17 protein-coding genes and 2 pseudogenes are annotated in these 14,844 nt (G+C 54.8%); 17 read left to right on the forward strand and 2 right to left on the reverse strand.

All coding sequences use genetic code 11. The annotated features are described in order from the left end of the window. The first annotated feature begins 35 nt into the window (after nucleotides 1-35). The 10 genes and pseudogenes from ACPXXB_RS03245 (at nucleotide 36) to ACPXXB_RS03290 (ending at nucleotide 8,801) form a co-directional block, all read left to right on the forward strand. Nucleotides 36-332, forward strand: a complete 297-nt coding sequence (locus tag ACPXXB_RS03245; RefSeq protein ID WP_423909271.1) for a UxaA family hydrolase — start codon at nucleotides 36-38, stop codon at nucleotides 330-332. Nucleotides 333-345: 13 nt separating this feature from the next. Then, nucleotides 346-807: pseudogene (locus ACPXXB_RS03250) on the forward strand (UxaA family hydrolase); the annotation flags it as partial. A gap of 375 nt (nucleotides 808-1,182) precedes the next feature. Further along, complete coding sequence (locus tag ACPXXB_RS03255; protein WP_423909273.1) at nucleotides 1,183-1,527, forward strand: hypothetical protein; 345 nt, start codon at nucleotides 1,183-1,185, stop codon at nucleotides 1,525-1,527. Between the two features lie 101 nt (nucleotides 1,528-1,628). Beyond that, nucleotides 1,629-2,741 carry a TRAP transporter substrate-binding protein gene (locus ACPXXB_RS03260; RefSeq protein WP_423909276.1) on the forward strand — a complete coding sequence of 371 codons (1,113 nt, stop codon included), beginning with the start codon at nucleotides 1,629-1,631 and terminating at the stop codon, nucleotides 2,739-2,741. A gap of 87 nt (nucleotides 2,742-2,828) precedes the next feature. Continuing rightward, nucleotides 2,829-3,443, forward strand: a complete 615-nt coding sequence (locus tag ACPXXB_RS03265; protein WP_423909279.1) for a TRAP transporter small permease subunit — start codon at nucleotides 2,829-2,831, stop codon at nucleotides 3,441-3,443. Beyond that, nucleotides 3,440-4,780, forward strand: coding sequence for a TRAP transporter large permease (locus ACPXXB_RS03270; RefSeq protein ID WP_423909282.1), 1,341 nt, complete (start codon nucleotides 3,440-3,442; stop codon nucleotides 4,778-4,780). Before ACPXXB_RS03265 ends, ACPXXB_RS03270 begins: the two co-directional genes overlap by 4 nt. Nucleotides 4,781-4,894: 114 nt before the next feature. Beyond that, nucleotides 4,895-5,458, forward strand: coding sequence for a hypothetical protein (locus ACPXXB_RS03275; RefSeq protein ID WP_423909285.1), 564 nt, complete (start codon nucleotides 4,895-4,897; stop codon nucleotides 5,456-5,458). Between the two features lie 97 nt (nucleotides 5,459-5,555). Next, nucleotides 5,556-6,857, forward strand: a complete 1,302-nt coding sequence (gene hisD / locus ACPXXB_RS03280) for a histidinol dehydrogenase (RefSeq protein WP_423909287.1) — start codon at nucleotides 5,556-5,558, stop codon at nucleotides 6,855-6,857. Nucleotides 6,858-6,916: 59 nt separating this feature from the next. Continuing rightward, nucleotides 6,917-7,699 (forward strand): SDR family NAD(P)-dependent oxidoreductase, encoded by a 783-nt coding sequence (locus tag ACPXXB_RS03285; protein WP_423909290.1) that lies wholly within the window; start codon nucleotides 6,917-6,919, stop codon nucleotides 7,697-7,699. Nucleotides 7,700-7,781: 82 nt separating this feature from the next. Then, nucleotides 7,782-8,801, forward strand: a complete 1,020-nt coding sequence (locus ACPXXB_RS03290) for an alcohol dehydrogenase catalytic domain-containing protein (RefSeq protein WP_423909293.1) — start codon at nucleotides 7,782-7,784, stop codon at nucleotides 8,799-8,801. A gap of 44 nt (nucleotides 8,802-8,845) precedes the next feature. Here ACPXXB_RS03290 and gorA read toward each other — a convergent pair whose 3' ends face one another. Further along, on the reverse strand, nucleotides 8,846-10,195 hold the full coding sequence (gorA, locus tag ACPXXB_RS03295) for a glutathione-disulfide reductase (protein WP_423909296.1): 1,350 nt from the start codon (nucleotides 10,193-10,195) through the stop codon (nucleotides 8,846-8,848). 188 nt (nucleotides 10,196-10,383) lie between these two features. On the opposite strand from gorA, the pseudogene ACPXXB_RS03300 reads away from it, so the two are divergent. The 7 genes and pseudogenes from ACPXXB_RS03300 to proB form a co-directional block, all read left to right on the forward strand. Next, a pseudogene (locus ACPXXB_RS03300) lies at nucleotides 10,384-10,503 on the forward strand (hypothetical protein); the annotation flags it as partial. 240 nt (nucleotides 10,504-10,743) lie between these two features. Next, nucleotides 10,744-10,962 carry a hypothetical protein gene (locus ACPXXB_RS03305; protein WP_423909299.1) on the forward strand — a complete coding sequence of 73 codons (219 nt, stop codon included), beginning with the start codon at nucleotides 10,744-10,746 and terminating at the stop codon, nucleotides 10,960-10,962. A gap of 222 nt (nucleotides 10,963-11,184) precedes the next feature. Further along, entirely contained in the window at nucleotides 11,185-11,802 is a 618-nt protein-coding gene (gene rplU, locus ACPXXB_RS03310; RefSeq protein WP_423909301.1) for a 50S ribosomal protein L21, read from the forward strand. Between the two features lie 47 nt (nucleotides 11,803-11,849). Next, nucleotides 11,850-12,101, forward strand: coding sequence for a 50S ribosomal protein L27 (gene rpmA, locus ACPXXB_RS03315; protein ID WP_423909304.1), 252 nt, complete (start codon nucleotides 11,850-11,852; stop codon nucleotides 12,099-12,101). An 18-nt stretch (nucleotides 12,102-12,119) separates the two neighbouring features. Beyond that, complete coding sequence (locus ACPXXB_RS03320) at nucleotides 12,120-12,305, forward strand: hypothetical protein (protein ID WP_423909307.1); 186 nt, start codon at nucleotides 12,120-12,122, stop codon at nucleotides 12,303-12,305. Nucleotides 12,306-12,328: 23 nt separating this feature from the next. After that, complete coding sequence (gene cgtA / locus ACPXXB_RS03325; RefSeq protein ID WP_423909310.1) at nucleotides 12,329-13,420, forward strand: Obg family GTPase CgtA; 1,092 nt, start codon at nucleotides 12,329-12,331, stop codon at nucleotides 13,418-13,420. After that, nucleotides 13,417-14,541 carry a glutamate 5-kinase gene (proB, locus tag ACPXXB_RS03330; RefSeq protein ID WP_423909313.1) on the forward strand — a complete coding sequence of 375 codons (1,125 nt, stop codon included), beginning with the start codon at nucleotides 13,417-13,419 and terminating at the stop codon, nucleotides 14,539-14,541. The genes cgtA and proB overlap by 4 nt, the downstream gene beginning before the upstream one ends. 34 nt (nucleotides 14,542-14,575) lie before the next feature. On the opposite strand, the gene rpsT is transcribed toward proB, so the two are convergent. Further along, entirely contained in the window at nucleotides 14,576-14,842 is a 267-nt protein-coding gene (gene rpsT, locus ACPXXB_RS03335) for a 30S ribosomal protein S20 (RefSeq protein ID WP_423909316.1), read from the reverse strand. Nucleotides 14,843-14,844 lie beyond the last annotated feature (2 nt).

The raw sequence follows: 14,844 nt of genomic DNA on the forward strand, positions 1-14,844 counted from the left end.
TATAAGATACAAGTATTTTAATCAACGAGGAATGCATGACTATAGCAAATCCGCCGGATTTTCTGGTTCACGACCAACGCGATGATGTCGGTGTTGTGGTGGTCGAAGAAGTCGAAACCCGGCAGCGTCTTTGTAGCTGGTGCATGGAAACCGATAAAATCGTTGCCGTTACCGCCACGCAGCCGATTCCTCTGGGGCACAAAATTGCTTTAAAAGAGATTGCCGAAGGTGACGATGTGATCAAGTATGGCGAAGTAATTGGCCGCGCCAGCACGGACATTACGGTGGGTGCTCACCTGCACGTCCACAATACTAAAACAAGAAAGTGGTAACCTGAGACCGAGCATGAACACGCCGAATATTTTTGGTTTCAAGCGCGAAAACGGCCGCGTCGGGATACGCAATCACGTGGTTATCCTGCCGCTGGACGATCTTTCCAACGCCGCTTGCAAGGCGGTTGCCAACAATATCCGGGGCGCCTTGGCGATTCCCCATGCCTACGGCAGGCTGCAATTCGGCGAGGACCTCGAACTGCATTTTCGCACCCTGATTAGCACCGGTGCGAACCCCAATGTGGCGGCGGTGGTGGTCATCGGCATCGAACCCGAATGGCCCCGGGTGATCGTCGACGGCATCGGCAAAACCGGTAAACTGGTGACTGGTTTTTCCATCGAACGCTATGGCGATATCAACACCATCGCCGAAGCCAGCCGCACGGCCAAGGAATATGTACATATCGCCTCGGAATACCAGCGCGAGGAATGCCCACTTTCAGATGTCTGGGTGTCGCATAAGTGCGGCGACGCCCTGCTGGACATGGTAATCCGAACCTGCAACGGCCGCCTGACCGCGGCGGAGGCCCTGGGTCACCGGGAATTTGTGCTCACGAAGTTGTATCGCAAGTGCATAATTGGGGCGGTTTTGTGTTATAAGCCAGTACATAACCACGGCCCAAAAATGAGGCAAATCAAATGGCGGGGAAAACAAAACACGGTGCGAAGCGAATTTCCACCAAAACAAACCACTGGGATAACTTCTTGCGTGGTGTCGCCAACGTGCTGGTAATTGCTCCCCGACGGGAATACCACATCCCGAAAAGAGGCGATTTTGCGCGGGATGCGCACTCGTTGCGAGAGGATTTTGACAAGGTTGCCGGTGACCTGAACTATTCAGTGAATAGGTATGGCGCGGGGCAGTAAAACCCACATCAAGGGGCGCGGAGGTGAGATTATGTACCAGCAACACGATACGGACAGCCCCATCATCCCGGTTTCACAACTCGAGAAGTTGCGCACATTCAAGCCGGATGCCGCGGATTGGGTGTTACAACAAACCGAGGTTGAGGCAAATCATCGTCGCAGTGAAGAACATCGCGTTAATTCTTTTATTTTTTCCGAAAGGTTTTTCGGGCAAATTTGCGCCCTGACAATCGGCCTCGTCGGCATTGGCGGTGGCGCTTTCGTGGCATGGGGAGGACAACCTTGGGCCGCCGTATTTATTCAAGGGAATAGGAAAAAGCAACCCTGATAAACCAAAATACCCATGGTCCTGTCATGGGGCAACCTGTTTATTTTTCGTGCACTCGCTCCCCGGAGCAATTACCAACTACCAACAAATAGGAGACTGAGATGTTAAAACGTTCCAACTTGTTTGCCGGCGGAATGGCCGGCCTGTCCATGCTGGCCACGCTTTTATCGACCGCGGGCGCGGCTTTCGCGGAAGTTACGATTCGCGTGCAGTCGGTGTTGCCGACCAAGGCGGATGAAATCGTCATGGTCAAGGATTTCGCCGCCAACGTGGCGGCGCTGACCAACGGCGAAATCAAGATTGAGGTGCTGCCCGACGGCGCCATCGTCAGCGGCCGCGACATTCTCGACGCCGTCGACAAGGGCTTGGTGGAAGCCGGCTTCGCGTGGACGCATTACTGGTCGGGCAAGCATCCCGCCGCCATGCTGTTCGGCTCGCCGGTCGCCGGCGCCGGAGTCGGCATCGACAACATCGCCTTCATTTCGTGGTATATGAACGGCGGCGGACGCGAGCTTTACGATCAACTGTGGGATGAGATGGGCTTGAACATCAAGGGCTTGATGCTGCAGCCGGTGGGACCGGAGGCGCTGGGCTGGTTCAAGGAGCCGATTGAGAGCATGGAGGATTTCCGCCAATACCGTTTCAGGACGCCGCCGGGCATCCCCGGGCAAACCTACAACGACATTGGCGTCGCTTCGGTGGCCATGAGCGGCGGCGACATTCTGCCAGCATTGGAAAAAGGCGTGATCGACGCCGCCGAGTGGTGCTGCCCGAAGCCCGACAGCGTGTTCGGCTTCCAGAAAGTGCTCAAGCACTATTATCTGCAAGGCCTCCACCAAGTGGTGGTGAACGCCGACATGTATATCAACAAAGATGTCTGGAACAAGTTGACCGACCACCAGAAAAAGGCGATGGAAGTGGCGGCGGATGCCTCGCTGATTCGCTCCTTGAGTTATCGCATTTTTGAAAACGGCAAAGCCCTCAAGGACTTGGTCGAAAATTGGGGCGTTATCCTGCACGATACGCCAGAGGATTACTTCCCCCTATATATGAATGCGGCCAAGGCCAGCCTCGAGAAAAACTCGAAGGAAAACGCGTTTTTCAAGCAGGTCTGGGATTCGCAAAAAGCCTTCGCCGAGATCGCGGTGCCGTTCTGGGCCGGGGCGCAGACTTCCAACGCTAAACTGGGCAAGGCGTTTGTGGATGGGAAGTAGTCAATAGATGAGTCGCGAAAAAATCAACGGCAAGCCCGTTGATTTTTTCACCCCGCTAGCGAAAGCCACCTCAATCTACGCAAAACCATGGTCGAAGAAATCGACCCCAGCAAACTCGAGATCGCCGATGAGCTAATCGCCGAGCGGCGCGGCACCGCGCCGGGCAAACTCCCCGACGACATGCCTCGGTGGATGGCCGCCACCATCACCCGCATCGACCTGATGAGTTTGTGGATCGGCCGCGCGGTGTGCTGGATGCTGGTGCCGTTGTGCGTGTCCATGGTGTATGAGGTCATCGCGCGCAAGTATTTCCTCGCCCCGACCATGTGGGCCTACGACATCAGCCGGATGTTTTACGGCGCGCTGTTCATGCTCGGCGCCGGCTACGCGCTTTCTCGGGGGGTGCATATCCGAGCCGATTTCCTGTATCGCAACTGGTCGGTGCGGGTTCAAGGCACGGTCGATTCGACGCTGTATCTGGTGTTTTATTTCCCCGGCTTGCTGGTGTTCATGTGGACTTCCATCGATTACGCCTGGGTCGCCATCGACCGCGGCGAGCGCGGCATGGACACGGCGTGGATGCCCTATATGGGGCCGATCAAATCGGTGTTGCCGGTCGGAGCGTTGTTGTTGTTAATCCAAGGCATCTCGGAAACCTTGAAAAGCCTCTACGCGGCACGCCGCGGAAGGTGGCCGGTATGATTGACTACGTGATCAACCTGCCGCCGGAGTTCATCGGCGTCATCATGATCGCGGTGATGCTGTTCGCGATTTTCATCGGTTTCCCGATCTCCTTCACCCTCATCTTCCTGGGCATGTCGTTCGGCCTGTGGGGCTTCGGGCAACTGGTGTTTTACCTGATGACCTTCCAGTTCTCCGGCGTGATGCTGGAGCAAACCCTGGCAGCGGTGCCGTTGTTCATCTTCATGGGCATTTTGATGGAGCAAGCCGGGCTGATGGAAAGATTGTTCAACGCCGTGCTGCTGACCTTATCAAGGCTGAAGGGCGCGCTGTATGTCGCCGTTCTGCTGGTGTCCACCGTGTTCGCCGCCGCCACCGGCATCGTCGGCGCCTCGGTCACCATCCTCGGCATCATGGCCGCCAAGACCATGAACAAATCCGGCTACGACACTAAATTGGCGGCCGGCACCATCACCGCCGGCGGCACCCTCGGCATCCTCATTCCGCCGAGCATCATGCTGGTGGTCATGGGGCCGATCCTAGAAGTGCCGGTCACCGACCTGTTCGCGGCGGCGATCATCCCCGGATTCCTGCTCGCCTTCATGTATACCCTGTATGCTCTGCTGCGCTGCCAACTCAACCCCAGCCTCGGCCCGGCACTGCCCGAAGAGATGCGGCCGAAGTCGATGGCGTATGTGTGGAAGGAATTCTTTTTCGGGCTGGTTCCGCCGGCGGCGCTGGTCGGCTTCGCCCTCGGCAGCATCCTGCTGGGGTTCGCCACCCCCACCGAAGCCGCCGGCATGGGCGCGTTCGGCGCCTTCCTGCTGGCCGCCGCCTATCGCAAACTGACCTGGACCGGCTTCAAGGACGCGCTCATCAAGACCCTGGAAATCTCGGCGTTGATCCTGATACTGGTGGCCGCCTCGAATTTCTTCGGCGCGGTGTTCGCGCGGCTCGGCACGCCGACCATGCTGACCAATTACCTGCTGACGCTGGACATGCCGCCGTATGCCATTCTGCTGATGATCATGGCACTGATATTCGTCCTCGGCTGGCCGTTGGAATGGGTGCCCATCGTGCTCATCATCATCCCCATCCTGCTGCCGGTGGTCGAGCAACTCGGCTTCAACCTGGTGTGGTTCGGCATCCTGGTGGCGGTCAACCTGCAAACCGCGTGGCTATCGCCGCCGGTGGCGCTGTCGGCGTATTTCCTCAAGGGCGTGGTCCCGGAATGGGACCTGAAGGACATTTACGCCGGCATGATGCAGTTCATGGGCATTCAGATCGTCGGCTTGTTGTTGATCATATTGTTCCCGCAAATCGCATTATGGCTGCCGACGTATTTGTACGGGCAGTGATGAAGATATTCCTCGACGTAGGCGGTCATTTGGGAGAGACGCTTGACGAAGTATTGAAGCCGAATTATCGCTTCGACATCATTCACTGCTTTGAGCCAAGTGGAATGCTACGAGATGCTCAAAAATAAATATCAGGATTGGGTCGAACTGCACAATTTCGGCTTGGCTGACTTCGACGACATGCGGGATTTATACGGCGAAGGAATGGGGGCGAGCCTTTTCGCTGATAAACAGGATATTGATGACAGCCAGCGCGCAAAGTGTCGGTTTGTTCGGGCAAGTTCGTTCATAAAAGAGCATGTCAAGCAAGACGATTTGGCGGTGATGAAACTAAACTGCGAAGGCGGCGAAGTTCTGATTTTGCGCGATTTGATTCAAGGGGGCATCCATTTGCTATCGAACTTGATGGTTGACTTTGACATCTGCAAAATACCTTCGCAACGCTCGGAGGAAGCGAGAATAAAAGCCGAATTAAGCACTGCCGGATTCACCAATTATGTTACGCCAAGGCAAATGATGGTGGGCAGGACCCATCAAGCCAGGATTGGCTTTTGGTTGTCTAATCTGCCTAATGCAGATGAATTCATGGAATTGACGCCGATGCAGAAAGTCATGCGCCGTCTACCCATGTCAATCAGGCGCCTTATTCAAAGAAACCGAAGAAAACCGCGCAAGTAATCACATCGTGGAGCCAGATTTCGACAGCCTCGGCGCCGCGGTTGTGGCGGTATGAAAGTTGTGAACTCTGTATAATGCCGCCAACGAAGCCAACGCCATGACCATCCAGCATATCAAACGCGCGCAAAACACCCCCGTCACTGGCGAGGACGACACGCGCAAACTCGTACAGGACATGCTGCGCGAAATAGAACAAGGCGGCGAAGCGCGCGTCAAAGAATACGCCCGCGAACTGGACGGCTGGGAGCAGGACATCGTCGTCAGCCGCGAGCAAATCAACGCGGCGGGCGCGTCGTTGAGCGCGCAAACGCGGGAGGACATCGAGTTTTCTCACGCCCGCGTCAAGCGCTTCGCCGAGGCGCAACTCGCGAGCATGGGCGAATTTGAAACCGAATTGTCCCCCGGCCTGTTCGCCGGCCAGCGCTTGATCGCGGTGAACACCGCCGGGTGCTACGTGCCCGGCGGGCGTTATGCCCACATCGCCTCGGCCATCATGAGCATCACCACCGCAAAGGTCGCCGGGGTCAGACACATCGTCGCCTGCTCCCCCGCCCACAAAGACCGCGGCGTCCATCCGGCGATTTTGTACGCCGCCGACCTCGCCGGTGCCGACACCATCCTCGCCCTGGGTGGCGTGCAGGGCGTCGCCGCCATGGCCTTTGGGCATTTCACCGGACATGCGGCGGACATTCTCGTCGGCCCCGGAAACCGCTTCGTCGCCGAAGCCAAGCGCATTTTATATGGCCGCGTCGGCATTGATTTATTCGCCGGCCCGACTGAAATTCTCGTGGTTGCCGACCATTCCGCCGACCCCGAACTGGTCGCCTCGGACCTCGTCGGTCAGGCCGAACACGGGCCGGATTCACCGGCCTGGTTGGTCACCACTTCGGCGGCGCTGGCGAAAAAAGTCATGGAACTTATGCCCGCCTATATTGAACGACTGCCGCAGCCCAACCGCTCGACAACCGAAACTTCATGGCGGGATTACGGCGAGGTGGTGGTGGTCGAGAGCGCCGAGGAAGCTGTGCGGGTCAGCAATGAATACGCGCCGGAGCATCTGGAAGTGCACTGTGAAAACCTCGACTGGTGGTTGCGGCATTTAAGCAACTACGGCTCGCTGTTCCTCGGCGAGGAAACCACGGTCGCCTATGGCGACAAGTGCTCGGGCACCAACCACATCCTGCCCACCAAAGGCGCGGCGCGCTACACCGGCGGACTCAGCGTCGGCAAGTTCATCAAGGTGCTGACCTGGCAACGCATGACCGAGGGAGCCAATCGCGAAGTCGGTGCGGTAACCGCCAGAATATCCCGCGCCGAAGGTATGCACGGCCACGCCCTCACCGGCGACGACCGGCTGGCCAAGTACTTCCCCGGCGAAAAGTTTGATCTTGGGCATTAACCCGCCGCCCGGCCGTGCGCTGACTTCATCCGCCTTGCTCTGACAAGCCCGCCTTCGGTATGCCCGCGCTCGACATTCAATCACAATTCGGCCTCGACGGGCGGGTAATGGTCATCGCCGGCGCAAGCAGCGGCATTGGCCGCGCCATGGCGGGGTTCCTCGCCGCCGCCGGGGCATCGGTGGTGCTGGTGGCGCGGCGCGAAGCGGAACTGCAGGACGCCGCCAAAGAAATTCACGCCAGCGGCACCGGTGGAAACGCCTCGGTGGTGGCGGCCGACCTCACCGACTTTGCCAGCGTCGCCGACACCGCGCATCGGTGCGAGCGGGCGTTTGGCAAGGTGGACGGCGTGATTAATGCGATGGGCATCAACCTGCGCCAGCCGGTGGACGAAGTAACCGTGGCGGACTGGAATCAAACCCTGCACCTTAACCTGTCGGCGCCGTTTTTTTTCAGCCGGGAATTTGTCAAAGGCATGAAACAACGCCGCTACGGCCGAATCATCAACATCGCCTCGTTGCAATCCGTGCGCGCCGATGTTAACGGCCTCGCCTACGGCGCCGCCAAAGGCGGGGTGCGTCAACTCACGCGCGCCATGGCCGAAGCCTGGTCGCGGCACCATATCACCTGCAACGCCATCGCCCCGGGGGTCTTTCCGACCCGGTTGACCCGGGTGATTTTCGACGACCCGGAAAAAGCCGCCGAGAAAGCCGCGCGCACCGCCATCGGGCGCAACGGCGAAATGGCCGACCTGTTCGGCGCCACGATTTTTTTCGCCTCCCCGGCCAGCGGTTACATCACCGGCCAGACGTTGTTCGTTGATGGCGGCTATACCGCGAAGTAATGGCCCCGGAAAATCAAAAGACCAAACTGGCGTGGTTTGACTGGCTGCCGGACTGCGCGGCTGTGGAGTTAGGCGTGGTTAAGTGTATAGTTGCCCCATGAAAGCCCTGGTTTACACCGCCAACGAGGAAATGACCTACCGGGATGAGCCGCCGCCCCGCCCTGGCCCCGGCGACGCGCTCATCGCCATCGATTCGGTTGGCATCTGCGGCTCGGACATGCACGCCTATCTTGGTCATGATGCGCGCCGCACTCCCCCATTGATATTGGGTCACGAAGCGGTTGGCACGGTCATGCAGGGGCCGCAATCCGGTCAAAAAGTCTTGCTCAACCCGTTGATCACCTGTGGCAAATGCCGCGACTGCCTTGGCGGCCGACAAAACCTGTGCGCGCAACGGGACTTGATCGGCATGGTGCGCCCCGGCGCGTTTGCCGAACAAATCGCCATTCCGGAGCGCAACTTGATCCCGTTGCCGCCGGGCATGGACGCGCACAAAGCCGCGCTGACCGAGCCCGCCGCAACCGCGCTACACGCGGTCGCCCTCGCGGAAAAATCCTTGGCAAGGTCGATAAGCGAAACCCGCGCGTTGGTCATCGGCGGCGGCTCGGTGGGTTTGTTGTGCGCGTTGATTCTACAAGACAAGGGCGTCGGCGAAGTCCACCTCGCCGAGACCAACGCGCTACGGCGGGATGCGGTGCGCGACCGCGGCGGCTGGCGGGGCGATGGCTTGCGCGTCTTCGACCCGCTGGCCGACCGACCCGCTGCCGCCGTATTCGATGTCGTCTTCGACGCCGTCGGCGGTGCAACCACCCGCACCACCAGCGTCCAATGCATCCGTCCCGGCGGGGTGATCGTGCACATCGGCTTGCTCAACGCCGAAGGGGAACTCGATGTGCGCGCCATGACGCTACAGGAAATTACCTTCATCGGCAGCTACACCTATACCCCGAACGATTTACGCATCGCCCTCGGCAAGCTCCACAGCGGCGCATTGGGCGAGCTTGGTTGGTTGGAGCAACGACCGCTGGCAAACGGCGCGCGCGCCTTCAAAAATCTGTTGCAAGGCAAATGCCCGGCGCCGAAAATTATCCTTAAAATATAATAAACGAACGAAACCGCCCGCCGACAACCCGGCATCGTCTTCGATTACCTTAACGTCACCAACTCTTCGGCAGCAGTCGGATGAATCGCCACCGTATTGTCAAAATCCTGTTTGGTTGCACCCATTTTAACCGCTACGGCAAAGCCCTGTATCATTTCATCGGCGCCGCGACCGACAACATGACAGCCGACCACGCGCTGGTCCGCGCCGTGGACGATGAGTTTTACCAGTGTGCGCGGTTTGTGTTCGGTGACAGCGTAGTGTATGTCGATGAAAAAATTCTTGTATATTTTAATTTCATTCTCACCATATTTTGCCCGTGCCTCGGCTTCCGACAAACCCACGCTGCCGACCGGCGGATGGGAGAAAATAACCGTCGGGATATTCTCGTAGTCGAGTCTTGCATCAGTCTGATTATCGAATAATCGGTCGGCAAGTTTTCGACCGGCGGCGATGGCAACCGGGGTGAGTTGGGCTCTGTGAGTAACATCGCCCACCGCATAGATGCCCTTCGCCGAGCTGTTTTGAAACTCATCGGTCTGTATACGCCCGCGCGCATCCACTTCAACGCCGGCAACTTCCAGATTTAGACTGGCAATGTTAGTGTGTCGTCCAATCGCCCAGATGATGCAATCAAATTCATCCGTGCCATTGCCTTCATTATCACGATACCCCAGAGAATCGTTTCCTTTTACCAGCGATTGCAACGCTATTTTGGTCATTATCTCAATACCGCTTTGCTGCATTTGCGCCATAACCATCTCATGCACATCGTGATCAAAAGTCCTGAGCAGTTTGTCCTTGCGTAATAGCATGGAAACTTCGCTGCCCAGCCCATGCATCAAGCCGGCCAATTCGGTGGCGATGTAACCAGCGCCAATGACCAGAATTTTTTTCGGCTGATGTGCCAGTTTAAAGAAACCATCGCTGGTAATCCCGAGTTCGGCGCCGGGCATATTCGGCACGCTGGGCGCTCCCCCGGTGGCGATAAGGATATGGTCTGCATGGCATTCATCGCTATTCACCACAATGCCATTGCCAGAGCTAAATCTGGCTTTTCCGCGAATGAGCGATACCCCGGAGTCATCAAGATTGCGTCCATAAATATCATTTAATCGGGACACATAAGCGTCTCTTGCTTGCTTGATCGTCTGCCAGTCAAACCCCAGTCGATCGATGCGAAAGCCGTAATCTTTCGCTGACTCCAGAGTTTCATTTATTTGGGAGGTTGTCCACATTACTTTCTTCGGCACACAACCCACATTGACACATGTTCCCCCCAGAGGGCCGGATTCGATCAGCAGGACTTTCGCGCCATATTGTGCGGCGCGCCGGGCAGATGCGATACCTCCGCTTCCGCCGCCAATGACGATAAAATCAAACCTCTCAGACATTTAACCACACCTTAATAACTTGCCCTAATAACTTGAAATGGAAAATAATAATCCGCTGCTGGATGTTAGCGGCTGGCTGCGCTGCAACGAAATCAAACCCGAGCATATCAAACCTGCGGTGGACTATATGCTGAATTGCAACCGCAATCAAATTGCAAAACTAGACCGCGTCCAGCGCCACCCAGACTTGGCAAAATTTTATGCAGCCGCTGGAATATTTATCCGATCGCCTAGCGCGTTTGTGGGCGCCTGTTTTCCATTTGAACAGTGTCCGGGCTCAGACACAAATGAGACTATTAAGAGGATAAAAAATCGGGCAGTCTGAGGTGAAATCCTTTCACTTAAATCACGGGAGACTGCCCGATGCAGATCAAAAGCCTGCGAATCCAATCATGACCGCCAAGGATGTCGGAAATGCAGGTTTTGCAGGAGCGAAAACCTGTTCGCAGTTGGGCGATTGCCGATACCGCCAGTGAACCCGCAATCAATCGAATGAGGAAACCGGCACTGTATGCCGAGCTCAAATCAGCAGGCGGCACGACGGGGTTATGCCTGAAAACCATCGGCGGGTCATGGAACGGTTGCGTCGAGCGCGCCAATGCAGTCGTTATGAGCGCTGCCCGTTGTATGAAGGCCGGTTGACGGTGACCGCGATCAACCAGGAACGGGTGCATTACCCGTGGCCCTATAATCATTACCGACCACACGATAGTTTGGATTTAATGACGCCGATGGCGTATTATCGGCAACTCGCCTTGGCAACCTGATTTTGTCTCATTTCTGGTGAACCCGGACAAGGTAATTGACGACAAGGCTTTAGACGGCTAGAATCCCGCGTCCCTGTAAATCCGGTGATTTCCTCGTAAATATCCTTGGACTTCTGCGAGTAGGTAGGTAGACATGAGGTAGGGGATGATCGAGTCAGGTTTAAGTAATTGACTAAATTTGATTCGGCGGCTAATAGAATAAACAATTGAAGAATTTATACAATGTATGCAGTAATCGAAACGGGCGGCAAACAATATAAAGTTGCTATTGGTGATAAGTTAAAAGTGGAAAAACTAGCCGTTGCGGAGGGTGATTCGGTCAGTCTGGGTCGCGTGTTGATGATAGCAGACGGTGACAAAGTCACCGTTGGATCGCCAGTGCTTGAAAGCCCGGTCATCGCGACAGTGGTATCCCATGGCCGGGCCGGGAAAATCAAGGTTTTCAAAATGAAACGACGTAAAAACTATCGTCGTACTCAGGGACATCGCCAATCATTCACAGAGATCGAAATTACGGGTATTGGTGGCGCAGGTGGTGCTGGGCTTTCTCGCGCATCAACTTCTGAAAAGAAAACGACCGCTGTCAAGACCGCCGCCGAGAACACCAAGACGGCAGGCAATAAAACCACGACGGGCGACAATATGGGCGATGACCTAACCCGGATAAAGGGTATTGGTTCAGTGATCGAGAAAAAATTGCTCGCCATGAAGATAACCACGTTTAAGCAAATTGCTGAATTTGATCAAGCCAAAATTGACCAGATTAATGAACAACTGAGTTTGAAAGGCAGGATTGAGCGGGAAAAGTGGGTTCAACAAGCGAATAAACTGGCAATTTAGACAGTTTGTTTATTCGATACTAAACCAGAAAAAGACTGAGGCGTCTCATGGCACACAAAAAAGCAGGCGGTAGTTCCAGAAACGGTCGAGATTCCGCATCCAAACGGCTTGGCGTTAAGAAGTTCGGCGGTCAACAGGTTGTTGCAGGAAATATTATTGTAAGACAACGCGGCAGTTCGTTTCATCCAGGAAAAAACACCCGCCTCGGAAAAGACTTCACATTGTTCGCAACCGCGCCAGGCAAAGTATTATTTGAAACAAAAGGTCTCAAAAAGCGCAGAACAATAAGTATCGTCTGAGTTAAGGTTCGGGAAATAATGGAACACAAAAAACCCCGCTTTGGTGACAAAGCGGGGTTTTTTGTGGCTTGGATGGTCGGGCAGATTTTGCGCCTCGACATTTCCGCAAGCCCTTTCGGTTATGTTCACGACTCCACGGAAGCAGGATGTAGAATCAAGCGCAAAGCAGAATCAAGGAGCGGCTATGATGACAAAAGTTTATAGTTAAACATTTTTTAAAATATAAAATGAAATTCGTTGATGAAGCGACAATCAGGGTAATCGCGGGTAAGGGCGGTAACGGCTGCCTGAGTTTCCTGCGTGAAAAATTTCGTCCAAAAGGCGGCCCTGATGGCGGAGACGGCGGCAATGGTGGCAGTATTTACCTGGTTGCCAAAAGTGGATTGAATACGTTGGCCGATTTCAGGTTTGTTCGACAGTATCGTGCAAAAAGCGGAGACGGCGGTGCGGGCAAAGACCGATTCGGAAAGAAGGGTGATGATTTGCTGATCGACGTGCCTCTGGGAACCCTTGTCAGCGATGCGCAAACCAATGAGATGATCGGCGATGTGACCAAACAAGGGGACCGTTTGCTGGTTGCCGAAGGGGGCAGGCGTGGGTTAGGCAATGCAAATTTTAAATCCAGCACCAACCGTGCGCCGCGTCGTACTACTTCGGGAAAAATGGGAGATGAACGATTAATGAAACTGGAATTAAAGGTGCTGGCTGATGTGGGTTTGTTGGGCTTGCCCAATGCAGGAAAGTCAACTTTGTTAAGCGCGGTTTCCCATGCCCGACCCAAGATCGCGGATTATCCGTTTACCACTTTGCATCCGCAATTAGGCGTGGTGGATATCGGTCATTCCAGCAGTTTTGTGATTGCCGACATTCCAGGTTTAATTGCCGGCGCGGCTCAAGGAGCCGGCTTAGGCATCCAGTTTTTAAAGCATTTAAAACGCACCAGGATATTGCTGCATTTAGTTGATATAACGCCCATCAACCAGAAAGATCTCGAGCAAGGAGTGACAGAGATTGAACGAGAATTGAGCACTTTCGAGCCATCACTGGCAGACAAGGAACGCTGGCTGGTACTCAACAAGATTGATACTATCAATCAGGAAATGGCGATAGAAATTGAATCCGAATTGAAGAAAAAGTTGTCGTATAGTGGCCAAGTTTATCGTATATCCGCGGTAACCGGGGAAGGTTGCGATAAGCTGACTAACGATTTAATGAATCGTTTATTGCAAATTGATGAAGCAATCAAAATCGAGTTGGAGGATCACGAGTCAGGCGCTCAGGATTTAGACAACGCATGGGATCAGGTGCTGAAACAATGACATCGCGCAAGGCGCTAACCGAATCAACCCGGTGGGTTGTCAAAATTGGTACGTCGCTATTAACCGATTCCCAATCTGGTCTCAATCAATCTGCCATTGATTCATGGGCCAGGCAAATCGCAAAACTGAAAGATCAGGGTGTGGATATCGTACTGGTTTCATCGGGCTCCATTGGCGAGGGTATGCGGCGCCTGGGTTGGGTAAATCGTCCCAGCGAAGTCCATAAACTGCAAACTGCCGCGGCTGTCGGTCAGATGGGGTTGATGCAAAGTTATCAGGCGGCTTTCGACAAATACAAAATTGTGACTGCACAGATTCTGCTTACCCACGCTGATCTGGCGAATAGACAGCGCTATCTAAACGCAAGAAGTACGCTGCGAGAGCTTTTAAATCTCGGCGTGGTGCCGGTTGTTAATGAAAACGATGCAGTGGTAAACGAAGAAATACGGTTTGGTGACAATGACACGTTAGCGGCATTGGCCACGAATTTGGTGGAGGCGGAATGTCTTGTGCTGCTTACCGATCAGGTTGGGCTTTGTGAGCGTGACCCCAGAAATTCTGAGCTGGCAAATCTTATTCAATATGGAAAAGCGGATGACCCTGACTTGTTGGCGGTAGCGGGTTGCGCCGGTGTGTCTGGAAGCGGCGGTATGCTGACTAAAATCAAAGCGGCTCGAAAGGCATCCGGGTCAGGCGCGACCACTATAATCGCTTCGGGCAAGGAAGAAAATATATTGCGGCGTTTACGAGCTGGCGAGGTTTTGGGCACGACACTGTCGCCGGGCAGTGGTCGAATTGCTGCCAGAAAACAATGGTTGGCAGGTCAATTGCGTGGTAATGGAAAGCTGGTTCTCGATAACGGCGCGGTGAGCGTATTAAGGGAATCCGGGCGCAGTCTATTGCCGGTCGGCGTTACTGCCCTGGAAGGTTCGTTTACTCGCGGAGAGATTGTTATTTGTGTTGACCATGCAGGCAATGAAATCGCACGCGGCCTGGTGAATTACAATGCGGATGAGGCCCGTAAAATCATTGGCATCTCCAGTGATAAAATTGAAACGGTCTTGGGGTATTGTGGTGAAAGTGAATTAATTCACCGTGACAATATTGCAATTACGGCATGAATCCGATGCGCCGCTATTATGTGAATGATACGAACTATACGTTTAGGGATTTTAACCGGTTGTTAAGACGACTTTTCAAACGTGCGGCACGGGTTTTGTGGTGCAGGCCTTTTGATGCGGCACTATCGATGTTGGACACCGCGTCGCGGTATGCTGTACTTGCTGCTTCTTTATTTTTTTCCGTAATCAGTTTCAGCAACTTTTTGATGGATGAGCGCAACGATGAGCGAATGCTCATGTTATGCCTTCGTCGTCTCGCATTTTGGCGGGCGCGTTTTCGTGCCTGGGGTGTATTGGCCAACA

The organism is Candidatus Spongiihabitans sp. (assembly GCF_965237845.1).
GTDB lineage: Bacteria > Pseudomonadota > Gammaproteobacteria > Arenicellales > Poriferihabitantaceae > Spongiihabitans.

Bases quoted from the DNA above. Each gene is read 5' to 3' on its own strand.
- ACPXXB_RS03245 (WP_423909271.1), top strand. From the start codon at position 36: ATGACTATAGCAAATCCGCCGGATTTTCTGGTTCACGACCAACGCGAT.
- ACPXXB_RS03255 (WP_423909273.1), top strand. From the start codon at position 1,183: ATGGCGCGGGGCAGTAAAACCCACATCAAGGGGCGCGGAGGTGAGATT.
- ACPXXB_RS03260 (WP_423909276.1), top strand. From the start codon at position 1,629: ATGTTAAAACGTTCCAACTTGTTTGCCGGCGGAATGGCCGGCCTGTCC.
- ACPXXB_RS03265 (WP_423909279.1), top strand. From the start codon at position 2,829: ATGGTCGAAGAAATCGACCCCAGCAAACTCGAGATCGCCGATGAGCTA.
- ACPXXB_RS03270 (WP_423909282.1), top strand. From the start codon at position 3,440: ATGATTGACTACGTGATCAACCTGCCGCCGGAGTTCATCGGCGTCATC.
- ACPXXB_RS03275 (WP_423909285.1), top strand. From the start codon at position 4,895: ATGCTCAAAAATAAATATCAGGATTGGGTCGAACTGCACAATTTCGGC.
- hisD (WP_423909287.1), top strand. From the start codon at position 5,556: ATGACCATCCAGCATATCAAACGCGCGCAAAACACCCCCGTCACTGGC.
- ACPXXB_RS03285 (WP_423909290.1), top strand. From the start codon at position 6,917: ATGCCCGCGCTCGACATTCAATCACAATTCGGCCTCGACGGGCGGGTA.
- gorA (WP_423909296.1), bottom strand. From the start codon at position 10,195: ATGTCTGAGAGGTTTGATTTTATCGTCATTGGCGGCGGAAGCGGAGGT.
- ACPXXB_RS03305 (WP_423909299.1), top strand. From the start codon at position 10,744: ATGCCTGAAAACCATCGGCGGGTCATGGAACGGTTGCGTCGAGCGCGC.
- rplU (WP_423909301.1), top strand. From the start codon at position 11,185: ATGTATGCAGTAATCGAAACGGGCGGCAAACAATATAAAGTTGCTATT.
- rpmA (WP_423909304.1), top strand. From the start codon at position 11,850: ATGGCACACAAAAAAGCAGGCGGTAGTTCCAGAAACGGTCGAGATTCC.
- ACPXXB_RS03320 (WP_423909307.1), top strand. From the start codon at position 12,120: ATGGAACACAAAAAACCCCGCTTTGGTGACAAAGCGGGGTTTTTTGTG.
- cgtA (WP_423909310.1), top strand. From the start codon at position 12,329: ATGAAATTCGTTGATGAAGCGACAATCAGGGTAATCGCGGGTAAGGGC.
- proB (WP_423909313.1), top strand. From the start codon at position 13,417: ATGACATCGCGCAAGGCGCTAACCGAATCAACCCGGTGGGTTGTCAAA.